This is a genomic window from Fibrivirga algicola, from assembly GCF_011742925.1.
GTDB lineage: Bacteria > Bacteroidota > Bacteroidia > Cytophagales > Spirosomataceae > Fibrella > Fibrella algicola.
The window spans coordinates 34,362-56,834 of sequence record NZ_WAEL01000011.1 but is presented as its reverse complement, the minus strand read 5'-3'; the positions used below and the strand labels follow the sequence as shown (position 1 = coordinate 56,834).

The window sequence follows — 22,473 nt, the reverse complement described above, 5'->3', positions numbered from 1 at the left end:
TATACAGCCGACCAGCCGTTTAACTACTCATTTCGCCCCGCATCGACTGCGCCAGTTGCCGGGCAATGGCCGTCGTGTCCAATTCCTGCCCCAGCAGCACCATGAGTTTGGTAATGGCGGCTTCGGTAGTCATGTCGGCTCCGCTAACCACGCCAATCTGCTGTAGCCGGGTACTGGTCTGGTATTGCCCCTGCGTGACGCGTCCGCCCTCGCATTGTGACACGTTGATGATCACGATGCCTGAGGCGATCGCCGTTCGTAGGGCGTCGGCCAGCCAGGTGTCGGTAGGTACGTTGCCCGCGCCGAACGTTTCGAGCACCACGCCCCGTAAGCCCGGAATAGCCAGCACCGCGTTGACTACGGCGGGCGTGATGCCGGGAAACAGCTTCAGGATCGTCACGTTGTCGTCTACGGCCGTGCTGATGCTGAACGGCAAAGCCATATCCTGACGGGCAATAAACGGGCGGTTGTATTCGATGCGCACGCCGGCCATCGCCAGGTGCGGATAGTTCTCGGAGTGGAACGCGTTGAAATGAACGCTTTCCCGCTTTTTGGCCCGGTTTCCGCGCAGCAGCAGTGAGTTGAAATAGATGCACACTTCCGGTACGGCAGGTCGGCCATCCTGCCGGTCAGCGGCAATTTCGAGGGCCGTCAGCAGGTTTTCACGGGCATCCGTCCGCGCCACCCCAATGGGTAACTGCGCTCCAGTCAGGATCACCGGTTTGCCCAGGTTCGTCAGCATAAAGCTCAGCGCCGATGCCGTGTAGGCCATGGTGTCGGTGCCGTGTAAAATAACAAAGCTGTCGAATTGATCGTAGTGGACTTCGATGACCTGCGCCAGCCGCGCCCATACTGCCGGCTTCACGTCCGACGAGTCAATAATGTGCTCCAGGGTGATCAGCGAGACATCGAAGTCGAGGCGGCCGATTTCGGGCACTTTTTCAATAACCTGACTAAAATCGAACGGCAGCAATTGCCCCGTTTTGGCTGGATCGGCCGACCGGTCGTAGACCATGCCGAGCGTACCGCCCGTGTAAATGACAAGGATAGACCCGGCTGGGTTTGACGTTATGTTTAGATGAAGCATAATCGGGGAGGTGTCAGTAACGTGTCGTGAAATAAGCGGCGCTCTGCTCCAGGCGTAGTTGACAGGAGCCGAGCTACGTTTACTTCCTGACGTTTACGTCTTGACTCTTTACTCGTAACGCGTTTTGTGTGGTGATGCGGGCAACTTCGTCGACCGAGGTGTCTGTCAGTTCGGCAAGGCGGCCGGCAATGTACCTGAGGTAGGCGGGTTCGTTGCGCTTCCCCCGAAATGGAACAGGGGCGAGGTAAGGCGCATCAGTTTCGAGCACCAGATGATCGAGCCCGATATGCGGAATTACCTTGTCGAGCCCACCATTTTTATAAGTTGCCACGCCGCCAATGCCCAGCAAAAAGCCCATATCGATGGCCCGGCGGGCTTCATCCAGCGTACCGACGAAGCAATGGAAAATGCCCCTTAGATTGGGTAAAGCGAGTTTTTCCATCAGGTCGGCGGCTTCCATCATGGCGTTGCGGTCGTTGCCAGAGCGGGTGTGCAACGAAACGAACAGGTTGCGGGCCGAAGCCCAGCGCAACTGGGTGTCGAACGCCATAAATTGCTGGGGTACGTGGGTCATATCCCAGTAAAAATCGAGGCCAATCTCGCCGATGGCCATAAAATCATGCGCAGACAATTGTTGTTCAACCGTCGCCAATTCTGTGTCGACTGTCTCGTTGACGTAGGTGGGGTGCAGGCCCATCATTGGCCGGCAACGATCGGGGTACTGCGTGGCAAGGTCCATCATACCGGCAATGGTTTCTGTGGCGCAGTTGGGCATCCAGATCTCGGAAATGCCTTCTGAAAAAGCCCGATGCAGCATATCGTCGCGGGTACCAACGGGTTGCCCGTCGGTGATGCGGTCTGCTTCGTACTTTTCGTCGTAAATGTGTGCGTGGGTGTCAATGAAGGTCAACATGCCGCAAAGAAACGGCCAAAATGCCAGTTACGTAGCCGTTTGTTTTTTGGTTTGCATAACTCCCAACTACCTGGCGCAGCAGTAGCCCCCTTCAGGGAGGTGGTGGTTAGGCCGACACAAACGTAAGCGTTTAGCCACGCGCGGTGGAGCGCAGCAGTTGCTTAATAGGTACGTCCTTTCCAGCGGATAGGTATCGGAAGGAAGTAATAAACCATTGATACTGCACCAAATACAATCTGGTACGGTTCGTACAGCAGCGCGTCGAGCCAGCGGTGTCCTTGCCTGGTACGGTGTAGCACCCAGGCGAAGATCAGGTTCTGAAACAGCCATTTTGCCAGATAGATCAGACAGGCAGCGAGCGGTGAAAAAAGACAGACGATCAACAGGATTGGAACGAGCAGGTATTGACAAAGCACACCACCCAACAGGGGCAGGGGTAGCGAAAAAGCCCCGCGCATCCAGCGTTTTCGTTGTTGCAGGTACGTGGCTACCGTTGGTGCCGGGGCCGTTTCGGCCAGCACGTCGGTAGTCAGGCAATGAGCATAGCCATACCCTTTGGTTACAATGGCCTGAAACAGCGTGTAATCTTCAACCACCGAGAAAGGGAGGCCCGCAAAGCCGCCCACTGCCTCATACGCCTGTCGACGAACAGCCATGTTGTTGCCCGAACCCGTCAGTGGGAGTCCGAGGCGCGTTCCCAACTGAATTAGTCCGAACGCCAGTAACCAGTCACTCGCCTGTAAGCGGGCCCATATTCCTGAACCAGCCACCAGTGTGGTGCCGGTAACGACACCAGTGGCAGACCCAAACCCGGCCAGCATACCCGTGAGCCAGGTAGCCGGAACGCGTACGTCGGCATCGGTAATGAAGAGGAAATCGCCCTGGGCTACCTGCGCCAGTTGAGCCAGCACGTTTGCTTTGCCGTTGAGGGGCGTAGCTACGCCGGATGCTGGCGTGGCAGCAGTACTAGGGCCATCAATGATATCGATCAACCTGAACAGCGGTTTGTTGACGATAAACTCCTGCACAATGCGCGCCGTGTTGTCCGTAGAGCCGTCATTGCCGACGAGCACTTCGTAACGATTGGCCGGATACACAACATCGGCTAGAGCCGTCAGGCACTCCCTGATCGTGGCTTCTTCGTTGCGGGCGGCCACCAGCACCGATATGTAAGGCAACTCAGGCATATGCCGGTTGCGGTACGGCCCTGAATTGGTAACCTAGTGCCGTGAAATGAGCCAGGTAGCGGGGAAGGGCGTAGCGAAGGTTGGGCCACGCTTTCAGGCTGTCGTGGAAAACGACGATAGAGCCGGGCTCAGTGTAGTGAATGCTTTTTTGCAGTACCGTTTCGGGCGTCAGCGACTGGTCGAAGTCGCCGGTCAGCACATCCCACATCACCACCGAAAAGTCGGGTTCCAGACCGATCGCCTGGCTTTTTTTGATCCGACCGTAAGGCGGGCGGAACAAGTTAGTCGGAATGCTCATCTGGCGCTGGCATTTACGAATATTGGCCCAGTACACCTCATCGTGGGTTTTCCAGCCGTTTAGGTGATTAAATGTGTGATTGCCAATTGCGTGGCCCGCTTCAATCACCTTGTAAAACATGTCCCGGTGCTTGCTTACGTTGTCGCCAATGCAGAAAAACGTGGCCTGCGCCTCGTATTGGTCCAGTTGGTCGAGCACAAACTCGGTTACGCCGGGAATGGGACCGTCGTCGAAGGTCAGGTAGATGGTTGGTTCATCGGTCTGCTCGTCGCTCAGCCGCCACAGAAAATTGGGATAGACGGTTCGGAACAGGAAGTTCGATTTATGCAGGAAAAACGACAAGGGAATGGTCTGTTATCGGTTTTTAATGGTCACTTGGTTGCTGGAATCCACCAACACCGTGTGCCGCGCGTAGTGGCTGGCTCGGAACGGTTGGCAATCAGGTTAACTTTCTCCCTTTCCAGACAATGCCGGGCTTCTGGGCGGCCAGTCCAAAAAAGAGCACGTAGAATGGGTAGATGAGTTGCGTCAGCGGAATCCAGCGGATTGCGTTTCGTTTGCGCAAAAAGGTAAGTACAGTTTGCAAATAAAGGAATTCGGGTAACAATTTCAGTAACACAATTCCCAACGTCGCATGGCCCGGGAGTGTACCAGCCAGCCAAAAACCAACGGCCAAAACGGGTGTCATGTTGCTCAGAAACACGAATACGGCCAGCAGACTGGGAAAAATCGACGAGTAAGCCCGCCATTTTCCGGCCCACCGTTTGCGTTGGTGGTAGAACGTACCCAGCGAACTGTGCGCAGCAGTTTCTACAATGGCATCCTGATTTTTGAGAAAATAAACGCCCGAAGGATACAGTTCGGCGATCTTATGCATCAGTAGCTCATCGTCGCCCGACGCCACGTGATCGACCCCTGCAAAGCCGTTGACCGCCTCGAAGGCCGCCTTTTGGTAGCACAGGTTTGCTCCGTTACACATCGTTGGTTTTCCCATAGCCAGGGTAGCCGCTCCCGCTCCAATGAGGGAGGCAAATTCTACCGTTTGTAAGGAGCCAAAAACGGTGGTATTGGTTGTAAACGTAACCGGACCGCTAATGAGCCGCGCTCCGGTTTGAGCATAACAGGCGGCCAACGAACTAAGCCAGTGCGGCCCTACCCGACAATCGCCATCGGTGGTCACAATCAGTTCACTGGTGGTGCGGGCAATGCTCTGTGCAATGGCCCGTTTCTTGGGCGAGGCTACCGTAGGGTCATCGGCCAGCGTGAACACCGATAGTGGGTAGCCGGCCTGTTCGATATAGGCCTGGGCCAGTGCTGCCGTTGAGTCGGTAGAGGCATCGTCGGCAATAATAACCGAGAAGCTACGGTACGATTGCTTAGTAAGGTCGGCTAATAACCGGGGTAGGTTGGCCGCTTCGTTTCGGACCGGAATGATGACAGTTATGCCCGGCCCGGTCTGCAATGGCGGCTTGTGCCCGGTTGAATCAGGTAGGCTTCGCCAGGCGCGCAACAGCATACCTGTCAATAGAGCATAGGCGATAGCCAGCAACCAGAGAACCCAAATCATGCCGACAAGATAAGGCTGTATTGGTAGTTGACCCATTAGATAGATGAATGAAGCCTGATTTATATGTCTACTGTTTTGGTAGTGTAAACGAACAATCAACCAGATGACAACCCAAACCAGCCCCAATCTACAGGCCCGCGAACTGGATCTGCTCCGCGAAAAAATCAAGGATATTCGCATTACCATGATGACTACGCAAGAGGCCGACGGTGATTTTCACACCCGCCCCATGTCGACCCATGAGATGGACCCCGACGGAACGATGTGGTTCTTTTCGTACGACGATACGAACAAAGTGCGCGAGATACAGCAAAACGATCGCGTAGCACTTGGCTTCGCTGATCCTGGTCCTGAAACGTACGTTTCGCTATCGGGTCGGGCTTCGGTAGTAAAAGACAAAGCCCAGATTGACCGCCTGTGGGACGATTTTCTGAAGACGTGGTTCCCAAACGGGAAGGATGACCCGCGCATTTGCCTCATCAAGGTTACAGCACATGCCGGTGAATACTGGGACCGGCCCGGTGGTAAAATGATGACGCTTTTTGAAATGGCTAAAGGAGCAATTACCGGTCAGCCAGATTCGTCGGGTCGCAACGAAAAACTCGGCGACGAGCCAAGGTAGGCCGCTACCCAACAGGTAATGAGCGCACTTTTTGCCAGGAATCATCACGTACCACGGACTGTATGCCATTCGATGAGCATTCGCTTATGGGCTAGGCGTTCCCGACTAAAGTTCGTAGTGCGTGATGACTTTTGATTCAGCCTTTAGGTGGTAGTTAAACTAGGCAGGTAGCGCTCGCGGAAAAGGCGTATATGATGTGCTTCATGGCCGGGAATGATATGCGCCAGTGCCCGAACACTAAGGGCATGGCCGCTGGCTACGCCAGTACGCTCGTAGGTAGCGGCGGTGAATGAATCCAGCAGGCTCAGAGTAGCGGCTCGTACGGTGTCATACTCGTGCAGCAAGTCGGCCAGCGTGCGGGCGTCAGCATATGAGTTGGGTACGTAATCGTCCTGCTCGAAACCGGGCAGGGGTGTCTGATCGCCGCGGCTGATGCGTAAGGCCCGGTACGCAAAAATCCGCTCGGTATCGATCATGTGCAGCAGAGATTCCTTGATACTCCATTTCCCGATGGCATACCGAAACAGGGCCTGCTCATCGGTGAGCCCTGCCAGCAATAACTTTACTTCGGCAGACTGTGCGCGAAGCTGCTCAATCGGGTCCTGCCCGTCCGGAACAAGTTGCACGTAGGTATTGGCATAGGGCGAATATTCGGTGGCGGTTGGGCGACTAATCATGGTCTGGTTGTTGGCATTACCTGATTTTGGTAAACGGATAGGCGTCGTACTCAACGAAGTCACTGGCTTTCAGGTTGAGGCCGGTTGCTTTGCCATTAGCAACGGCGAAGGTAAGTGGAAACACGCCGAACGATCGATTTGAGTAGGCCAACCGAAACGTGTTGCCGTCCATATAATCGAGCTGAGCCGTCAGGTCAGGATGGTGCTGGAAGGTCATCTGCATCCCTGTCTCACTGGGCATGATCGTGATGGTACCGTAAAGCTCGTTCTGGTACGTACCTGCGTAGGCGGCTAGTGGGAGCGCGGGTTTGTTGCGCTTCAACACACGGGCCTGCATCTCGGCAAGCTCTTTTTGCTGCGTTGCGGTTTCTGCTCGTGCCTGTTTCAGGTAAAATTGGCTGCGGTTGGTATAGGGTACGCCCAGATAAGCGTCGAGCAGTTGATAGCGCAGGGCTTCAAAGAAGTTCTGATTATCGTTGTTGGTCAAAATTGTAATCGCCAGCTTTTCTTCGGGGACAAAGCAGGTATTGGTTACGAAACCAAACGCACCGCCGGTATGCCAGTACAGCTGCCGACCGGCATAGTCGGCCATAAATACACCCAGTCCGTACGCTTGAAAGTGAATCGGTAGTGTACTTGACTTGCGGCTGCTGATCAGGGTATTTGCCCCGCGCGTTTGCCGCACCACTGCCCACGGTAAAATCTGTTTGCCCCCCAACCGGCCGCTGTCGAGCTGCATCATTAGCCAGCGGCTCAGGTCTTTTACGCACGAAATCATACTTCCGGCCGGCGCCAGATTATCAACCCGGTCGTAGGGAATACGAAGGGGTTTCGACTGATCTGCCGTAGCAAAATTGGTTGTATGTGGACGGGCAATATTGGGGCGGTTGGCAGCGTCGGCCGTAAGCATATACGTATTGGTCATGCCCAACGGCCGTACAATAGCCTGTTCTACATACTGTTCCCAGCTTTGCCCGGTTACTTTCGGAATAAGCTCACCGGCCGTCAGAAAACCTGAATTACAGTAACCGAAGTCCTGCCTGAACTGCCCCGGTGGCTTCAGCAGCCGCATCCGGCGGATAATCTCGGCCCTGGGTACGTTGGTGTCCCAAAACGAAAAGTCGCCCTGAAATGTCTTTGTTCCCAACCGATGCGACAGCAGATCGCGCACCGTAACCAGCTGGGTCGACGAGGGGTCGTACAAGGCAAAGTCGGGCATGTATTTCGTCACTTTATCATCGAGCGAGAGTTTCTTTTGCGCATCGAGATTGGCGATGGCGGTACCCGTAAACAGCTTGGAGTTCGAGGCAATCAGAAATAACGTGTTCTCGTCGACGGGTTCGGGACGACCAAACTCACGCACACCGTAGCCTTTCGAGACAATTACTTTCCCGTCCTTGACGATCGAGATGGCCAGTCCCGGAATTTGCCAGTCGGCCATACCGCGGCGGATGTAGCTGTCGAGGCTATCGGTTACGAAAGAAGGTTGTGCCGGTTGAGCGAAGGCTACGCCCAATGGAAGTAGCAGGAGGGAGGCAAGCCAACGTTTGGTCATTGATTGGGCCGATTTTGGTTGGGTAAATGTAGTCGCTTCGGCGAATATCTACGCCTATATCCGCCCGAAAACACGCTTGACCAGGCAACTGATTAGGTATATGATGTTGCAACCAACGTACCCAGTCAGTGGTATGGTCAGGCGTTTCTCTTTACGTATCAGCACTGATCAGAGCTTCTCCCATGCCAGTTGCCAACCAGAGGCTAGGGCGTCGCGCACGGGCATCGGAACTCCGGGTACATGGCCTTTTTCAACAGCTACCAGCCTCAGAGGGCGTGTTTCGCGGGTTTGCGACGACATCACCCGGTCGGCCCGCAGGTAAACCCGCCTTGCCCCCTGATCAATCACTTCCACGTGAGCATACACCATGTCGCCCACGGCCAGCGTTACGTCGTCGACGGTTTGCGGGCTGGTGACTTCAAACACGAAAAGCTGTCCTTCGCTGAGGGTATTGTTCGTCAGGCTGCGGGTCTGTACCACTGGCCAAAAGCGTGATACTGCCTGTGACACGGGCGTTGCTTTGGTTTCGGTCAACGTTACTGGACGTACCTCGGTAATGCGCACGGTTTCTGACGTGCCAGTACCGGCAATGACCACGGCGGCATCTGCCAGCGAACTGGCCGACATCGCTTCGGGTACATTCTCGCTGTCCGTTTCAGGATGAGGCGTTTCAATCACGGCCAGCAGTTCCTTCCGTTCTGCCGGTGATACAACGCCTGTTCGCCGGGTTAAGGCCAGAATAGACTTGCTGCTGAGCAAATCGCTGTAGTTTCCGGGACGGGTCAGTAGCTCTTTGTAGGCGATTGCCTGATAAACATACAGTTGTGTTTCTGCTTTGGCGAACGGCAGCATCAGCGGATGATCTACTGCCTTGCGCTTCTGTAGTTGAGCAATGTAGGTCGGTCCGGAGTTGTAAGCCGAGGCGGCCAGCATCCAGGAACCGGTTTGCCGGTACAATTCCCACAGATAGCGACAGGCTGCCTGCGTCGATTTTCGTACGTCGTAGCGTTCGTCATGACGTCGGCGTACAGACAGGCCAAGCTTCCGGGCTGTTTGTGGCATCAACTGCCACAGGCCAGCGGCTCCCTTACGGGATAGTGCCCGGTTCTTCAACTCGCTTTCAACCAGTGCGAGGTATTTTAGGTCTTTCGGAATAGCATTTTGTTCCAGAATTGGCTCAATGATGGGGAACAAAACGGCTGCTTTTCGTTGAATTTCCAGTAAATCATCGGTGTAGCGGGCCCGGCGGACGACTGTTTTTTGCCAGCGTTGCGCGACGAGAGGCAGGTAGCCGGGCAGGGTTTCGCCACAGAAACGAAGGTCGTCAGTTGCGGGTATGGTACCGGTTGGGGCTGGTTGCGCGTGTATTAGAAAATGAGCGGCTAAGCTGAGGCTAAGCGAGAGGAAGAGAATTTTCATGTATGGAACGCCCAGAGGCTGTTTGGGTTGCCAATCAACGTACCTGCATTAGGCGGGTACGGGTACTGCTGGTGGCTAACTCTCCTCTATCGCGCTCCTCGTTCGGCTCAATCCAGCAGCCGAATGTTAAAATTCTTCAGTGCATTCTTTTTGATCACCTGCACTAATCGACCTTTTTCGTAGACATACTCGTCTTCACGGTCGGCTAGTCTTGCCCGGTAGCCTGGGCGTGGGCTGGGCGTCAGGGTAAAGTAGTCGCCGAAGTATTCGGCATAGACCCGCTGACGGCCAGTTGGTTCGCTAAAGTACAGCATCGAGACGGTAAAGTCAATTTTCCGCGATTCCGTTGATTTATGATCATATTTGTATTGATTGGCAACAATGTCGTAGTGGTTCCCCATCCATTCGGTACGTGAGCTGTAATTGCCTTTATTGGTATGTGCTTCCACCGTAGCCAGCATCAGCTGTCCGTTTTTCAGGCGGCTAATCACTTTGTAATAGATTGTCAGTTTATAGACTAGAAAGTTGACCTTCACGTCGCTGATCTGGGTGTACACCACTTCGTTGTTGGTCAATTGCTGGCGCGTGGCAGTCATCGTGCCAATGCGGGCCCCGGCTATCTCGATGGCGTAGTGATGCGTTTCGGTCGGTTGCTGGGCATTGGAGCGAGTAGAAAAGCCAAATAGGCTTAGTAGAAGTAGAAGATGACGCATAAACTAGTAAGGGGCCTGTCGGGCAATTTGTTTACACCATACAGTACGCAATACGATCGGGACTGGTTTGGGGCTGACCTGCCTGGCGATTCGGTGAGGCCGATTCGTCCGGTCCCAGTTTATTCCCTGTCTATGCTGTTTTGTAATCTGTTTTGTTTGGTCGTTCTTGCCACAGAGAAACGAATACTACCCTTTTTCGACCGTTTGGCCTATTTATGACACCATCAACAACGACAGATTCTACCGCGTCATCTGCTCACTTCAATCGATCTCTCGGCCTGCTCGACTCTACCCTGATTGTGTCGGGGTCTATGATCGGGTCAGGTATTTTTATTGTGACGGCTTCCATGGCCCGCAACCTGGGGTCGCCCGGCTGGCTGATGATGCTCTGGATCATGACGGGTATCCTGACCGTTGCTGCTGCCCTGAGCTACGGTGAACTGGCTGGCATGATGCCCAAGGCCGGCGGGCAGTACGTGTACATTCAGCGCGCTTACAATCCGCTACTGGGTTTCGTGTATGGCTGGACAGTCTTCACCGTCATTCAAACTGGTACCATCGCCGCAGTCGCCGTGGCCTTTACCAAATTTACTGCGGTGTTTGTGCCCGCTCTCAACCCCGAAATCACCTGGTTTGCCATCGGTCCGGTGACGTTTTCGCTGGGGAAATTTTTTGCCATAGGCAGCATTGTGCTGCTGACCTGGCTAAACAGCCGGGGGGTACAAAGTGGTAAGTTGATCCAGAATGTCTTCACCTCGGCTAAACTCGTCGCCCTGTTTGGATTGATCTTACTGGGCATCGGATTTGGTATGGCAAACGGCTCGCTGTCGGCCAATTTTCAGGACGCCTGGACGGCTACTAAAACGGTCGTTGATCCTGTCACCAACGCCGTTAGCATCACGCCACTGGTTGGTACAGCTCTGTTGCTGGCCTTTGGCGTATCCATGATTGGTTCTCTGTTCTCAGCTGATGCCTGGAACAACGTCACCTTCATTGCGGGCGAAATCAAGAATCCGAGCCGTAACATTCCGCTGAGCCTCTTCTTTGGCACCTTGCTGGTAACCACGATATATGCGCTGGCTAACATTGCGTACTTGGCGGTTTTGCCGCTTAAAGGTATACCTGATGCCGCTACTGTGGTGGGCCGGGGTATGCAGTTTGCTGAATTTGACCGTATTGGTACCGCTGCCGCTTCAATGGTGTTTGGCGATGTAGCCGTGGGTATCATGGCTGTACTGATCATGGTCTCAACGTTTGGCTGCAATAACGGCCTGATACTGTCGGGAGCTCGCTTATATTACGCCATGGCGACCGATGGTCTGTTCCTGAAATCGGCCAGTAAGCTAAATAAGAATTCGGTGCCTGGGGCCGCGCTCTGGCTACAGTGTGGCTGGGCGTCGCTGCTCTGCCTGTCGGGCAAATACGGCGACCTGCTCGATTACTGCACCTTCGCTTCGCTGGTGTTCTACATTGTCACGATTGGTGGGTTGTTTTTACTCCGGGTCAAAGAACCCAACACCGATCGGCCTTATCGTGCGTTTGGCTACCCATTTGTACCCGCCCTGTATATGATTGCCGGCATCGGTATCTGCCTGATCCTGCTGATCGACCCGCAAACCCGGTTCAATACAGGCATGGGTTTGGTAATCGCTGGTATTGGGGTGCCGGTTTATTACTGGACCAAACGTTCATGAGTGGCCAGAAACACACGTTAATTTATCGTAGCCCAGCACAGCGATTCAACAGATTGAGTCTGCTGAGGCAGGATGCTTAAGTGCGATCCTGTCACCATTCAGGTGAAACATAGCCGTTCGCTGGTCGTTAAGAGAACATAGTCAGTTGCCACGTGAAAAGTGGAGGGCTATGTTCTCACATTATGAAAGTATTAGTCATTCTGATTGGGTTAGTGGCCTATACGGCCGCCTGTACAAGTAGTGGGCCCGGGAGTAGCGTTTTTCGCGCCAACACACCACACGAACAATATGAGCGGTCGCTGAAAACGGCTCAACTCGATAAAACCGCGCTGGGTCTCGACTGGGCTACCGCTGCGCAGCAGGCGCTTGGTGATTCGCTCCGTATTTCGGTACCTTACCGCGAAAGTGGCTATTTTGCCGCTGCCAAACCTGTAGCCATCGGCTATCGTATCAACGGAAGCCGGGGCGATAAATTCACTATTCGCGTAGCGGTGCAGGGGCGGCAGGCTGGACGTGTGTTCATCGACGTGTTCGCGTTAGGAAATGGCGAGCCTGATCTGGTAGCCTTTGCCAAAGCCAACGCTGATAGTAGTGCCGATGCCGAGCTGGTCTGGGAGCCACGACGTACCCAGACGCACCTGATCCGGATTCAACCGGAATTACTTCGGTCAGGCAACTACACCTTTACTGTCACCCGCGATCCGGTGCTAAGCTTTCCGGTAAAGGGGCGCACTAGCCGCCAGATAAGCAGCTATTTTGGCGTAGATCGTGACGGCGGCCGCCGTCGGCACGAAGGCATCGATATTTTCGCTCCTAGGGGTACACCAGCCCTCGCATCGGTCAATGGTACTATCTCGCGAGTAGGCGTAAACGAGTTGGGCGGAAACGTGGTGTTTCTGACCGACAATGAGCGGCAGCAGCGCCTCTATTACGCCCACCTTGATAGCTTCAACGTGACCGATGGCCAGCGTGTCAGCGTGGGCGATACGGTCGGGTTCGTTGGCAATACCGGAAACGCCCGAACAACCGGCCCTCATCTCCATTTTGGGATCTATTCCTTCGATTCGGGGGCTGTCGATCCGTTACCGTATGTTCGGCTTGGGCCTGGTCCAGCCCGTCAGGAATTACCGGCGGCTTCGTTGCTTGGCGACTCCGTGCGTATCACAATAGCCCGCACGCAATTACGGCTGGCTCCGGGCAGTGATTCGCCTGTTTTGCGGGAGCTAACCCGTCAGCAGTTTCTGACTGTGCAGGGTGGGACCGCTAAATGGCTTCGGGTTGCCTTACCGAATGGAAGCACAGGGTATGTGCTGCGGGAGAGCTTTGAGCCGATAGGCAAGCCAATCAGAACCGAGCTGGTTGGCGTACCAACGCCTCTTTTAGACGAGGCCCATCCCAGGGCAGCGGTAATTACAACCCTAACAGCAGGCGTAACAGTACGTGTGTTGGCGCAACTACCTAACTTTCTGCTTGTACAGGGTACCGCTGGACAAATTGGTTGGTTACTTAAACCGGGAAGCTGAAGAAGCCGCTAGTGACTCCATCCATCAGTGATGGCGACTTTGCGTCGGTTAGCAAGCTGCCTATGTTTCACCGACAGCGAACTATCCGGACAACAGGCGCGTAGCTGCTTCCGAAGCAGCTCGACATCATGATCGCGGCCACTTAAGTGAAGGCGTAAATCGTTTAATTCGTCCGTATGACGTTCTATACGCTGAGTATCGACCCACAACAGTGCCGCTGTGCCGAGAAGAAACAACCCGAACCCGATGAAGAGTGCGTAAACTATTCGTTTTGATGAAGTTGACATTACCGATGTCGCCGGTAGTACTGGTTTACTGTGCATAATAAACCAAAAGGCCCCGATTCTTAGACGAGAATCAGGGCCTTAGGTTACTATTTTTTTCGTTAAATCTCACAAATTACCGCGCTGCACCGTAATCCTGCCCTGCGCTCTGTGGGAAGTTTTTCATGATACTTACCACTGTTTCACGGAAGGCGAGGTCGCGGTTGCGTTCATTTTTCTTCGTGTTCAGCTGGCCGGTTGCCCATCCTTGCCAAACAATATTGTTTGTCCGACTATCATAGACATTCACAACGACCCGGTTCTCTTCGTACTGACGCGAATAAACCTGGTTGTTCATGCCGCCCCAGCCCCAGCCGCCCCAACCGTAAGGGCTACCCATACCAGTCGACTGCACTTGCTGGCGATCTTTCGAGTCGGTAAAGAACCGAACGACCAGATCAGCGCCGAGGTCTTCGGTTGGTTTGTAGCCTAAGCCCTGTAGCGATTGGTCGAGCGCCTCAGCAATACGGCGTTGATTCAGGTTACTGCCCACAATAGGGTCAGCGTTACGTTGCCGGTCAGCTTCGATGCGGTACGTGCTGAACTGGCGTACATTCACTTTAGGGTCGTAGTCGTATTTAACGGCAATCGACGGTGCACAGGAAGCGAGTAGACCCGCTACAAATAAACCCGCTACTAAGCCTTTGATATGCATGGTTATGTGTTGTTAGAAAATCAATCGTCTGCCCGACGCAGGGTAAGGTCCCACAGGAAAAACAATCGTCGTAGACTACCAATAAACGGTACGCAAACGGCTGCTATTGTGTGGCATAGTAATAACGAGATCTTATTAGCAAAGGTTCATCTTTTATGGGTTCTTAAGAGGTGAGATGTACTAGCTAATGTACTGTATATCAGGAATATAAAGAAGTATGGGCGTGGGTATATAGCAGTGTGCCTGTCTGCCTTTCTAATCAAACTCTAATCTGAAATTGGCGCTGCCTTGTACAACGTCAACCTCTATAAATGATCCCAATTCAGGACCACTAGTTGCAGTGTGAGCTAGCTATTTTTTTGCTATACAATAGACAGAAGCTCAGTGATAGCTCATGCCTCATATCAGTACAGTAGTCTCTGATGTCTACTTACATCTTGTTTCTACTCTTTAAAACAACAAAAACCCGCAGCCATTGCTGGCTACGGGTTCGATAGCATAGTGGTGTCGTCTTGTATTACTCGCCTGATAGTGCTTCTGCGCCACCGACAATTTCAAGAATCTCTTTGGTGATTGCCGCCTGACGAGTCCGGTTGTAGATCAAGCGGAGTTCTTTCAGCAATTCGCCGGCATTCTCAGTAGCCTTGTCCATCGCCGTCATCCGGGCACCGTGTTCCGAAGCGTTCGATTCCAGCACTGCTTTATACAGTTGAATCTTGAGCGTCTTTGGAATCAACTCCGTGATGATTTCGTCTTCGCTGGGTTCAAAGCTGTAGTTTACGCTCGTTGTTACACCGGCTGGCGCAGGTGTCGCCACGATTGGCAGCATCTGTTCGGCACGGATGATCTGCGTAGCTACGTTTCTGAATTCGTTATAAATCACGTCAACCACATCGAATTCGCCATTAACGAACTGTTCCATGGCTTCTTCGGCCGCTTCGCGAACTGTAGAGAAGCTGAGCGAACTGAAGGCATTAACGTGGTTTGTGTTGACTTTAAAGCCCCGACGCTGCATGGCTTCGGCTCCTTTCTTGCCAATGGCCATTACCTGTACTGTTCCACGACGGGCCTGCTCAGCGTATTTCTCACTGATGCGGACCATAGCCGCTTTCACCACGTTGGTGTTGAAAGCACCGCACAGACCACGATCAGACGTAACCAGAATCAGCAGTACGTTTTGTACGGGCCGGGCCTGCTTGTACGGGCTGTCGGCGGCGGCTTCGGCACCCGCTGAAACGGTTCCGAGCATTTCGCTCAATTTCTGGGCAAATGGACGCATCTGCGTGATCGCATCCTGAGCCCGCCGCAACTTGGCCGCCGCCACCATTTTCATGGCTTTGGTGATCTGCTGCGTTGAGTTCACCGACGTAATCCGGCTGCGTACTTCCTTTAAACTGGCCATTTTTGTAGTTTAAAGTTCGCAGTCCACTGGTTGAAGTTTGATGGTACGCTGCAAAGACAACCGGTAGTTGATTCGGCAAGGCAGCATCAAACGACAAACAGTAAACCTCAAACTTCTTTTTAATATTTCGCGGTCAAATCAGCAACTACTTTACGAATGGCTGACGTAGCCGTATCGCTCAGGTTACCTTTCCGAAGATCGGTCAGGGCATCGGCATACTGCGTCTGAAGCAGCATGTTGAATTCTGACTCGAACTCTTTCACTTTGTCAACTGGTACTTTGTCCAGCAAACCATTAGTCGACGCGTAGATAATGGCGACCTGCTGCTCAACCGGTACAGGTGAGTATTGAGGCTGCTTCAGCATCTCCTGGTTCCGGCGACCGCGGTCGATGGTCAGCTTTGTAGAGGCGTCAAGGTCAGAGCCGAATTTGGCGAAGGCTTCCAGTTCGCGGAACTGGGCCTGATCCAGTTTCAACGTACCTGCTACTTTCTTCATCGACTTGATCTGGGCGTTACCACCCACGCGTGATACCGAGATACCTACGTTAATGGCAGGACGGATACCGGCGTTGAACAGGTTAGACTCCAGGAAGATCTGACCGTCTGTGATCGAGATCACGTTTGTCGGTATGTACGCTGATACGTCACCGGCCTGCGTTTCAATGATTGGCAGGGCTGTCAGTGATCCACCACCTTTTACCTTGCCTTTCAGGCTTGGTGGCAGGTCGTTCATTTCACTGGCAATGTCGTCGTTCTGGTTGATTTTAGCGGCCCGCTCGAGCAGACGGCTGTGCAGGTAGAATACGTCACCTGGGTAGGCTTCGCGTCCTGGTGGGCGACGCAGCAGCAGTGATACCTCACGGTATGATACGGCTTGCTTCGACAGGTCATCATAAACTACCAGTGCAGGGCGACCCGTGTCACGGAAGTACTCACCAATGGCGGCACCCGTAAATGGCGCAAAGAATTGCATGGGTGATGGGTCAGAAGCAGCAGCGGCAACGATTACCGTGTAATCCATAGCACCCGCTTTGCGCAATGTAGCTTCGATCTGCTTGATCGTTGATGCTTTCTGTCCGCAGGCAACGTAGATACAATAAACAGGCTCGCCTTTTTCGAAGAACTCGCGCTGGTTGATGATCGTATCGATCGCCACGGCAGTTTTACCTGTCTGACGGTCACCAATGATCAATTCACGCTGACCACGACCGATGGGGATCATGGCGTCGATAGCTTTGATACCCGTCTGGAGAGGCTCAGTTACCGGCTGACGGTAGATAACGCCAGGGGCTTTACGCTCCAGGGGCATCTCAAAGGTCTCGCCCTGAATGGGTCCGTTACCGTCGATGGGTTGACCAAGTGTGTTTACAACACGGCCGAGGATGCCTTCACCTACGTTGACGTAAGCAATCTGGCTGGTGCGCTTAACAGTATCACCCTCCTTTACCTCTGAGTAGTCGCCGAGCAATACTGCGCCGACGTTGTCTTCTTCAAGGTTAAGAGCGAGTGCCTGCAAGCCATTGTTGAAGGCGAGCAGTTCACCGGCCTGTACTTTAGACAAACCGTAGATACGCGCCACACCGTCGCCGATTTGTAGCACCGTACCCACTTCTTCGAGTTCAGCTTCGGTCTGCGCTCCAGCAAGCTGGGCACGAAGGATAGCTGATACCTCATCGGGTCTTACGGACACCATATAGTCTGAGAAATCGTTAGTTAGAGATTAATTTTCGGGCGCAAAGGTACGGTTAAAATTCGATAAAACACCGATTAAGGCCCGACAAAGCTGTGATTTCTTAGACTATTCTAAGAATGACGGGACAGTAAAACGCTTGTGTACTCTTCTGGTTGCACACTTTTAATATCCCATAAGATGGCCAACTTAATGTAGTTAGTTCGATAGCAGTAAAAAGGACTAGCTTGGGAAACCAATGTAGAACGATCTATGGCAAATGACTTGATTTGCAGAATGTGACAGGTACTTGCTTGTCAACAAATAGTGGTATGATAACAACGCATAGGATGTGGCTAGTCAACGGAGTACCAAAACGCCTGTTTTTCTCGTCAACGGTAATGGGAACGAGTGCCCTATCAATAGAACACGTAAACACATCACCATCTTGTAGAATGCAGAGTTGTAACCGAACTAGCGGTTTGCCATAAGCTGTGGTTCAGCAATCCGGAATTGAGTGCTAAGCGATACGGAGGATTTACCGAGGAAAATACGTGAAGTGTGGATAATTCCCGTCAGCGAATTGCTTCGGTTGCCGTTTGAGCGTATGCTTTGCTGATATCAATCGTTTTTACTTGGCTAACAACGTACCTGAGTCCCTGAAAGAGGTGGTTGACAAATGTTGGATCGGCGTAGTCTTTTTTGTCATGACCGAGCGCCGTGCACCAGGTATACCCTCCGTCGAAGTCGTAGTACCAGGCCGCCGGATATAACTCATTGAATGGACCCGCTGATGTTTTGACTTTCTCGGCCTCCTCCGTGCTTAACGATGTAAGGTCGTGTGCCAGCACCACAGTTGGACCGGGCGACAATTCTTTCATAAAGTAGCATTCGTCTGATTTAGACCAGACCGTAGGTACGTTCGTCATTGACGAATGTTTCGTTGCCAGCACGCGCAGTTTATAAGGCTGAAACTTGGGATGCCACAAAAATGTCCCGCCCATCATACGCTTGAACCACGGCCAGTTGCGCTCAGTGCCCAACACCGAATGAATGCCAACAAACCCGCCACCTGCCTCGATGTATCGTCGGAAAGCCAGTCGCTGGTTGTCTGTGTCAAATACGTCGTTGTTGGTACTGGCAAAGATCAGAGCCGTGTATTGGCCCAGTTTAGCCTCGCTAAACGCATCGGGTTTCGACGTTGTATCTACCTTGAAGCCATGTTTCAGCCCGAGTTTCTGGATGCACGCCACCGCAAAGGGGATGTTGTCGTGGACGTACCCCTTCCCGTTTCTGGTATACACTAGCACCTTTACCCGCTTCCAGTTGACACGATCTGACTGGGCGTTGACTGCAGAACAGGTCGTTACGAAAAAAAGCAGTGCGGACAGGCTGAATCTGTACATGGTGGCGAAATGATCTTGATGATTTATGGCGTAAGGATTTAGTTAACAGTTGATTAATGCGAATTATAGGCTTTGAATTTGTAACCCATGGGTAATACGTTACTTGCGATAATTGGTCCAAAAACGGCTTAGCCCCGGCAGGGGTGATATGTATTTTTGCTCGCATTTTTACATGTCGCTCCTGCCGGGACCTGGTATGCGCTAAGGCATCTTTCTTCTATTCACATATCACCCCTACGGGTTACAAAATGGATGTTTACTACACGATTCAGGTTATTTGAACCGAAAGAACTCACTGACTTTATTGTTGAATTCGGCCGCACGATCGATCAGGGTGGCGTGGCCGCAGTTGGGCACGATCCAAAGCCAGGAGTTGGGTACGTTCTGTGCAATGGCTACGGTATGTTCCGTTGCGATCACATCGCGGTCGCCGGCTATAATCAGGGAGGGCGACTTAATAGCCTGCAATGCTTGAAGCGGAATGTTGGGGTGCAGCACGTCGAGCACGAATACTTTCCAGTCGTTTTTCTCTTTCGGGCCGGTGCGCGGTTTGTCTTTATTCTCCAAATAACCTTTGTGCATCTGATTCCAGAGCGAAGGCACCAGCGCCGTAGAATCGGGCCATAGATTGGCACCGGTAGACACCAGTTTCTTTACTTTTTCGGGATGCCGCATGGCCAACAGCAACGCATTGATGCCGCCATCGCTCCATCCGATCACGTAGGCCGAGTCAATCTTGAGGGACGTTAGCAGGGCGGCAAAATCATCGGCCATCAGCTCGAAAGAAAGCGAATCGCCAGGGTCTACCGATTTACCATGAGCCCGGCTATCAACCGCAATGACCCGGTAGTTTCGGGCAAAATAGGGGATGGTCTTGCTGAATGAGCTGATGCTACCCCCGTTGCCGTGAATCAACAGTAGCGGTTTTCCTTTGCCATATGTTTCATAATACAGCCGAATACCATTGACCGACTGGTACCTGCCAGCGGCGACATTGTTTCCATATGGAATAGATTGCCCGCGCATCGACAGGCTACTCACAAGCAGCACAAAGAAGATCCAGCTCGATTTCATAGTGCAGGGTCAACAAGAGAAGGTATTAGGCGATAGTGAGCTTTTGGGCATTCTTCTGTGCTTTCAGCGCAAGTTCTGTTGCTAGGAAACAATGCGCCTGAGGCATGGCGGTCTCTGTCCGGTTCAGAATGTCGTCAACCAGTTGCGTACCGTAGGGGAGTTCCTGCTTGCTGCAATCAACGTAGCGCGTCTCCTTTTTATCAACCAGAAACAGGTGGCTGCCGCCTGTTCGTCCGGCGATGTCCACGTTCTTCCGGATCTCAATGTAGCCTTCGGTGCCCAGGATCGTCAGTCGGCCGTCGCCCCAGGTGTTCAGGCCGTCGGGAGTAAACCAGTCGACCCGGATGTATCCCGCGCCTTTGTCGCCGCGAAGCGTGAGGTCGCCAAAGTCCTCAAAATTCGGGTATTGCGGGTAGTGCACATTACCCGTCTGCGAAGACAGAACTTCGCCTTTGGTTGACCCGGTAAAGAACAGAAATTGATCGACCTGGTGCGAGGCAATGTCACAGATAATACCGCCAAACCGTTTTTTGTCGAAAAACCACTCTGGCCGCGATGTCAGGCTAATCCGATGGGGGCCGAGGCCAATTGTCTGAATAACCTGCCCGATTGCACCGGCTTTTACCAGTTCACCCGCCTTCACGGTCGCTCTATTTTCAAACCGTTCACTGAACATGATCGAGTAAATGCGCTTCGTCTCCTGTTGCACCTTACGCACCTGCGCCAATTGCTCAAGGGTAGTGAGCCCAGGCTTATCGGCCATGTAATCTTTGCCTGCCTTCATTACGCGGATACCAAGCGGCCCCCGTTCATCTGGAATACCGGCGCTAACAACGAGTTGAATGCTTTTGTCGCCCAGGATTTCGGCTTCAGATTTAGCGGCTTTTGCCTGCGGAAAGCGTTTGGTGAAGGCAGCCAGCAGTTCTGGCTCTTTTGCGTACACAGCCACCAGTTCACCCCCGCCCCGAATAACCGCCTCCACCTGACCGTTGATATGGCCGTGGTTGAGACCAATAGCCGCGAATTTGATGCGCGAGGCAGCGGCGTTTGGCCTAGCCTGGAGATCAGGAGCCAGCGCCGACAGGGCGGCTAAACCGGTAGTTTGCTTTAAAAAAGTACGACGATTGGCAGATGATAAGGCGCTCATAAAAATAATAGTCAAGGAGTAGGATAAATCAGGTTTTGCTCAGCCAGACAATGGGCCGATGGCGTAAAAATTAACGGGTCTGGGCTTTCTTGGCAAGCGCCAGTGCCTGAGTTGTTGTATAGTATTTGGTAATCATATTGGGCACTTCCCAGGCGGGTAGTTTGCCAGCTTTCAGGTACGTCAGATAATTCTGCATCACCCGGCCGAAGTGAGCTTCATGGCCTTCGTTGTATTTTTCGGGCACCACTACCACAAAACCTGCTCTGTTGGGTTTGATATCAACTCCCGGGAACTCGCGCTGAATGGCTGGTAGAACATTTTTCAGCGACGTGCTCAGTGAAGAATTCGCCGCCGTGGGCTCGATGTACAGGGTTGGTTTATACTGCTGCTCAGCGCCCTGCCGAATGATCAGGTTGGCCTTAGTGCCGCGCATGATTGAGTAATGGGTATCGCCACCACCTGCCGGAGCCGCATAGGCCCAGACTACTGATACTTTGGCATGAACACCCTTCAACTGGTAATTGATTTCACCGTTGCTGTATACTTTCAGCACACTGTCCTGAACTACGTCTTTCTTCAGGTAGTCGGGAAAGGCGGGTAGTTTGGTAATGGCTTTAAACTGGCTCAGTCGCATATCCGTTGTCCAGCGGCGAGCCGATGTCAGACGCACATCTTTTGTGTAATCGAGGGTTTGTCCGGGAAAGCATTCCCATTGCACCAGATCAACCAGGTGGGTCGTCACGTCAACTATGCCTTCGCCTTGCTGGGCTACGTCCATAAACCAGGCTGGCCGGGTGAGGATGCTGCCCGATACGTTTTTATAGAAGTGGTGCACACTTTCTTTTGTCACGGCCGGGTTCTCAGGTGTCCCTTTTTCGAGCGTTCCAAACAGAGCGGCCTGGCGCGAGAACGCCCGTTGCAGCATGGTCGTGATCTCGTACCGTTCGGTCATGATGTCGTACAGCAGTACGTTCTTCCTGGCGGCCGTTGCAAACGATTCCTGCAGCTTACCAAACTCCGATCCGTTAATGACCATTGGTTTGTCGGCCAGTACGTTGAATCCTGCGCCAACCGCCTGGTGAATGTAGTCGGTTTTCAGCCGGTTATTTCCCGCCATAACGACCACGTTGCCCGCTCGCTCGGCCATCATTTTTGCCATGAAATCAGCACCACGGTAAACCTCTTCCTGCCAGTTTGTTGGGTTGTCGGCGCGGGTATTGTAGGTACGTATCCGGTCGAGGTGCATCTGCACGTCGGGGCCGTCTGGCGCATACACATGCACCTTGGGGTCAACGCCATCATACATCGACTTCTGTACCAGTGCCGCGTGGAAATGGCCGGGGTCAAGTGTAATTAGTTTAATTGGGCCGATAGCGGTTGGCCCACGAAAAGCAACTAACAAAGCAGCACCGATTGCAAGCGAAACGGGAAAAGCAATTTTCATAGTTCTGTGACACCGAAGCTCCAGCTTCGGCAGTGTATAATTAGCCCTGACTACCGAAGCTGGAGCGTCGGTGCTACTACGTACGGTACGGAGGTAC

General features: G+C 53.0%; 19 protein-coding genes. 3 read left to right on the top strand and 16 right to left on the bottom strand.

Features of this window, described 5'->3' with window-relative positions:
- Nucleotides 1-19 precede the first annotated feature (19 nt).
- The 5 genes from F7231_RS24040 to F7231_RS24020 form a co-directional block, all read right to left on the bottom strand.
- On the bottom strand, nucleotides 20-1,087 hold the full coding sequence (locus tag F7231_RS24040; RefSeq protein WP_166693848.1) for an asparaginase: 1,068 nt from the start codon (nucleotides 1,085-1,087) through the stop codon (nucleotides 20-22).
- Nucleotides 1,088-1,166: 79 nt separating this feature from the next.
- Nucleotides 1,167-2,000: a TatD family hydrolase gene (locus F7231_RS24035; RefSeq protein ID WP_208295678.1), complete on the bottom strand. Its 834-nt coding sequence runs from the start codon at nucleotides 1,998-2,000 to the stop codon at nucleotides 1,167-1,169.
- Nucleotides 2,001-2,161: 161 nt separating this feature from the next.
- Nucleotides 2,162-3,187 (bottom strand): glycosyltransferase, encoded by a 1,026-nt coding sequence (locus tag F7231_RS24030; protein WP_166693847.1) that lies wholly within the window; start codon nucleotides 3,185-3,187, stop codon nucleotides 2,162-2,164.
- A complete protein-coding gene (locus tag F7231_RS24025) occupies nucleotides 3,180-3,827 on the bottom strand; it encodes a polysaccharide deacetylase family protein (RefSeq protein WP_085413229.1) in 648 nt (215 codons plus the stop codon). Before F7231_RS24025 ends, F7231_RS24030 begins: the two co-directional genes overlap by 8 nt.
- Before the next feature lie 97 nt (nucleotides 3,828-3,924).
- Nucleotides 3,925-5,052, bottom strand: a complete 1,128-nt coding sequence (locus F7231_RS24020) for a glycosyltransferase (RefSeq protein ID WP_166693846.1) — start codon at nucleotides 5,050-5,052, stop codon at nucleotides 3,925-3,927.
- Between the two features lie 103 nt (nucleotides 5,053-5,155).
- Between F7231_RS24020 and F7231_RS24015 the strand changes: the two genes are divergently transcribed.
- On the top strand, nucleotides 5,156-5,674 hold the full coding sequence (locus tag F7231_RS24015; protein WP_166693845.1) for a pyridoxamine 5'-phosphate oxidase family protein: 519 nt from the start codon (nucleotides 5,156-5,158) through the stop codon (nucleotides 5,672-5,674).
- Between the two features lie 143 nt (nucleotides 5,675-5,817).
- Here the strand turns inward: F7231_RS24015 and F7231_RS24010 are convergent, their stop codons facing one another.
- From F7231_RS24010 to F7231_RS23995, 4 genes are all read right to left on the bottom strand, one after another.
- Nucleotides 5,818-6,351, bottom strand: a complete 534-nt coding sequence (locus tag F7231_RS24010; RefSeq protein WP_166693844.1) for a DinB family protein — start codon at nucleotides 6,349-6,351, stop codon at nucleotides 5,818-5,820.
- Nucleotides 6,352-6,367: 16 nt separating this feature from the next.
- Nucleotides 6,368-7,906: a serine hydrolase gene (locus F7231_RS24005; RefSeq protein WP_166693843.1), complete on the bottom strand. Its 1,539-nt coding sequence runs from the start codon at nucleotides 7,904-7,906 to the stop codon at nucleotides 6,368-6,370.
- Between the two features lie 168 nt (nucleotides 7,907-8,074).
- Nucleotides 8,075-9,325, bottom strand: a complete 1,251-nt coding sequence (locus F7231_RS24000) for a lytic transglycosylase domain-containing protein (protein WP_166693842.1) — start codon at nucleotides 9,323-9,325, stop codon at nucleotides 8,075-8,077.
- 107 nt (nucleotides 9,326-9,432) lie between these two features.
- Complete coding sequence (locus F7231_RS23995; RefSeq protein ID WP_166693841.1) at nucleotides 9,433-10,038, bottom strand: DUF6134 family protein; 606 nt, start codon at nucleotides 10,036-10,038, stop codon at nucleotides 9,433-9,435.
- 215 nt (nucleotides 10,039-10,253) lie between these two features.
- Here F7231_RS23995 and F7231_RS23990 point away from each other — a divergent pair, with 215 nt between their 5' ends.
- Together F7231_RS23990 and F7231_RS23985 are read left to right on the top strand one after the other, a co-directional pair.
- A complete protein-coding gene (locus F7231_RS23990) occupies nucleotides 10,254-11,732 on the top strand; it encodes an APC family permease (RefSeq protein ID WP_166693840.1) in 1,479 nt (492 codons plus the stop codon).
- Between the two features lie 182 nt (nucleotides 11,733-11,914).
- A complete protein-coding gene (locus F7231_RS23985; RefSeq protein WP_166693839.1) occupies nucleotides 11,915-13,255 on the top strand; it encodes a M23 family metallopeptidase in 1,341 nt (446 codons plus the stop codon).
- 399 nt (nucleotides 13,256-13,654) lie between these two features.
- Here F7231_RS23985 and F7231_RS23980 read toward each other — a convergent pair whose 3' ends face one another.
- The 7 genes from F7231_RS23980 to F7231_RS23950 all read right to left on the bottom strand — a co-directional run bounded on the left by F7231_RS23980 (nucleotide 13,655) and on the right by F7231_RS23950 (nucleotide 22,376).
- On the bottom strand, nucleotides 13,655-14,233 hold the full coding sequence (locus tag F7231_RS23980; protein ID WP_085413238.1) for a DUF4136 domain-containing protein: 579 nt from the start codon (nucleotides 14,231-14,233) through the stop codon (nucleotides 13,655-13,657).
- 517 nt (nucleotides 14,234-14,750) lie between these two features.
- Entirely contained in the window at nucleotides 14,751-15,635 is an 885-nt protein-coding gene (atpG, locus tag F7231_RS23975; RefSeq protein ID WP_166693838.1) for an ATP synthase F1 subunit gamma, read from the bottom strand.
- 119 nt (nucleotides 15,636-15,754) lie between these two features.
- Nucleotides 15,755-17,329, bottom strand: a complete 1,575-nt coding sequence (gene atpA / locus F7231_RS23970) for a F0F1 ATP synthase subunit alpha (protein WP_166693837.1) — start codon at nucleotides 17,327-17,329, stop codon at nucleotides 15,755-15,757.
- A 551-nt stretch (nucleotides 17,330-17,880) separates the two neighbouring features.
- Nucleotides 17,881-18,711: a ThuA domain-containing protein gene (locus F7231_RS23965; protein WP_166693836.1), complete on the bottom strand. Its 831-nt coding sequence runs from the start codon at nucleotides 18,709-18,711 to the stop codon at nucleotides 17,881-17,883.
- Nucleotides 18,712-18,984: 273 nt separating this feature from the next.
- Nucleotides 18,985-19,785, bottom strand: coding sequence for an alpha/beta fold hydrolase (locus F7231_RS23960; RefSeq protein ID WP_166693835.1), 801 nt, complete (start codon nucleotides 19,783-19,785; stop codon nucleotides 18,985-18,987).
- Nucleotides 19,786-19,810: 25 nt separating this feature from the next.
- A complete protein-coding gene (locus F7231_RS23955) occupies nucleotides 19,811-20,932 on the bottom strand; it encodes a Gfo/Idh/MocA family protein (RefSeq protein WP_085413243.1) in 1,122 nt (373 codons plus the stop codon).
- A gap of 70 nt (nucleotides 20,933-21,002) precedes the next feature.
- A complete protein-coding gene (locus tag F7231_RS23950) occupies nucleotides 21,003-22,376 on the bottom strand; it encodes a putative oxidoreductase C-terminal domain-containing protein (RefSeq protein WP_166693834.1) in 1,374 nt (457 codons plus the stop codon).
- Between the last annotated feature and the right edge of the window lie 97 nt (nucleotides 22,377-22,473).

What these genes read in the sequence shown, in the direction of transcription:
- F7231_RS24020 (WP_166693846.1), bottom strand. Translation starts at nt 5,052, where the DNA reads ATGATTTGGGTTCTCTGGTTGCTGGCTATCGCCTATGCTCTATTGACA.
- F7231_RS23965 (WP_166693836.1), bottom strand. Translation starts at nt 18,711, where the DNA reads ATGTACAGATTCAGCCTGTCCGCACTGCTTTTTTTCGTAACGACCTGT.
- F7231_RS24030 (WP_166693847.1), bottom strand. Translation starts at nt 3,187, where the DNA reads ATGCCTGAGTTGCCTTACATATCGGTGCTGGTGGCCGCCCGCAACGAA.
- atpA (WP_166693837.1), bottom strand. Translation starts at nt 17,329, where the DNA reads ATGGTGTCCGTAAGACCCGATGAGGTATCAGCTATCCTTCGTGCCCAG.
- F7231_RS23950 (WP_166693834.1), bottom strand. Translation starts at nt 22,376, where the DNA reads ATGAAAATTGCTTTTCCCGTTTCGCTTGCAATCGGTGCTGCTTTGTTA.
- F7231_RS24005 (WP_166693843.1), bottom strand. Translation starts at nt 7,906, where the DNA reads ATGACCAAACGTTGGCTTGCCTCCCTCCTGCTACTTCCATTGGGCGTA.
- F7231_RS24040 (WP_166693848.1), bottom strand. Translation starts at nt 1,087, where the DNA reads ATGCTTCATCTAAACATAACGTCAAACCCAGCCGGGTCTATCCTTGTC.
- F7231_RS23960 (WP_166693835.1), bottom strand. Translation starts at nt 19,785, where the DNA reads ATGAAATCGAGCTGGATCTTCTTTGTGCTGCTTGTGAGTAGCCTGTCG.
- F7231_RS24000 (WP_166693842.1), bottom strand. Translation starts at nt 9,325, where the DNA reads ATGAAAATTCTCTTCCTCTCGCTTAGCCTCAGCTTAGCCGCTCATTTT.
- atpG (WP_166693838.1), bottom strand. Translation starts at nt 15,635, where the DNA reads ATGGCCAGTTTAAAGGAAGTACGCAGCCGGATTACGTCGGTGAACTCA.
- F7231_RS23980 (WP_085413238.1), bottom strand. Translation starts at nt 14,233, where the DNA reads ATGCATATCAAAGGCTTAGTAGCGGGTTTATTTGTAGCGGGTCTACTC.
- F7231_RS24035 (WP_208295678.1), bottom strand. Translation starts at nt 2,000, where the DNA reads ATGTTGACCTTCATTGACACCCACGCACACATTTACGACGAAAAGTAC.
- F7231_RS24015 (WP_166693845.1), top strand. Translation starts at nt 5,156, where the DNA reads ATGACAACCCAAACCAGCCCCAATCTACAGGCCCGCGAACTGGATCTG.
- F7231_RS24010 (WP_166693844.1), bottom strand. Translation starts at nt 6,351, where the DNA reads ATGATTAGTCGCCCAACCGCCACCGAATATTCGCCCTATGCCAATACC.
- F7231_RS23995 (WP_166693841.1), bottom strand. Translation starts at nt 10,038, where the DNA reads ATGCGTCATCTTCTACTTCTACTAAGCCTATTTGGCTTTTCTACTCGC.
- F7231_RS23955 (WP_085413243.1), bottom strand. Translation starts at nt 20,932, where the DNA reads ATGAGCGCCTTATCATCTGCCAATCGTCGTACTTTTTTAAAGCAAACT.
- F7231_RS23985 (WP_166693839.1), top strand. Translation starts at nt 11,915, where the DNA reads ATGAAAGTATTAGTCATTCTGATTGGGTTAGTGGCCTATACGGCCGCC.
- F7231_RS23990 (WP_166693840.1), top strand. Translation starts at nt 10,254, where the DNA reads ATGACACCATCAACAACGACAGATTCTACCGCGTCATCTGCTCACTTC.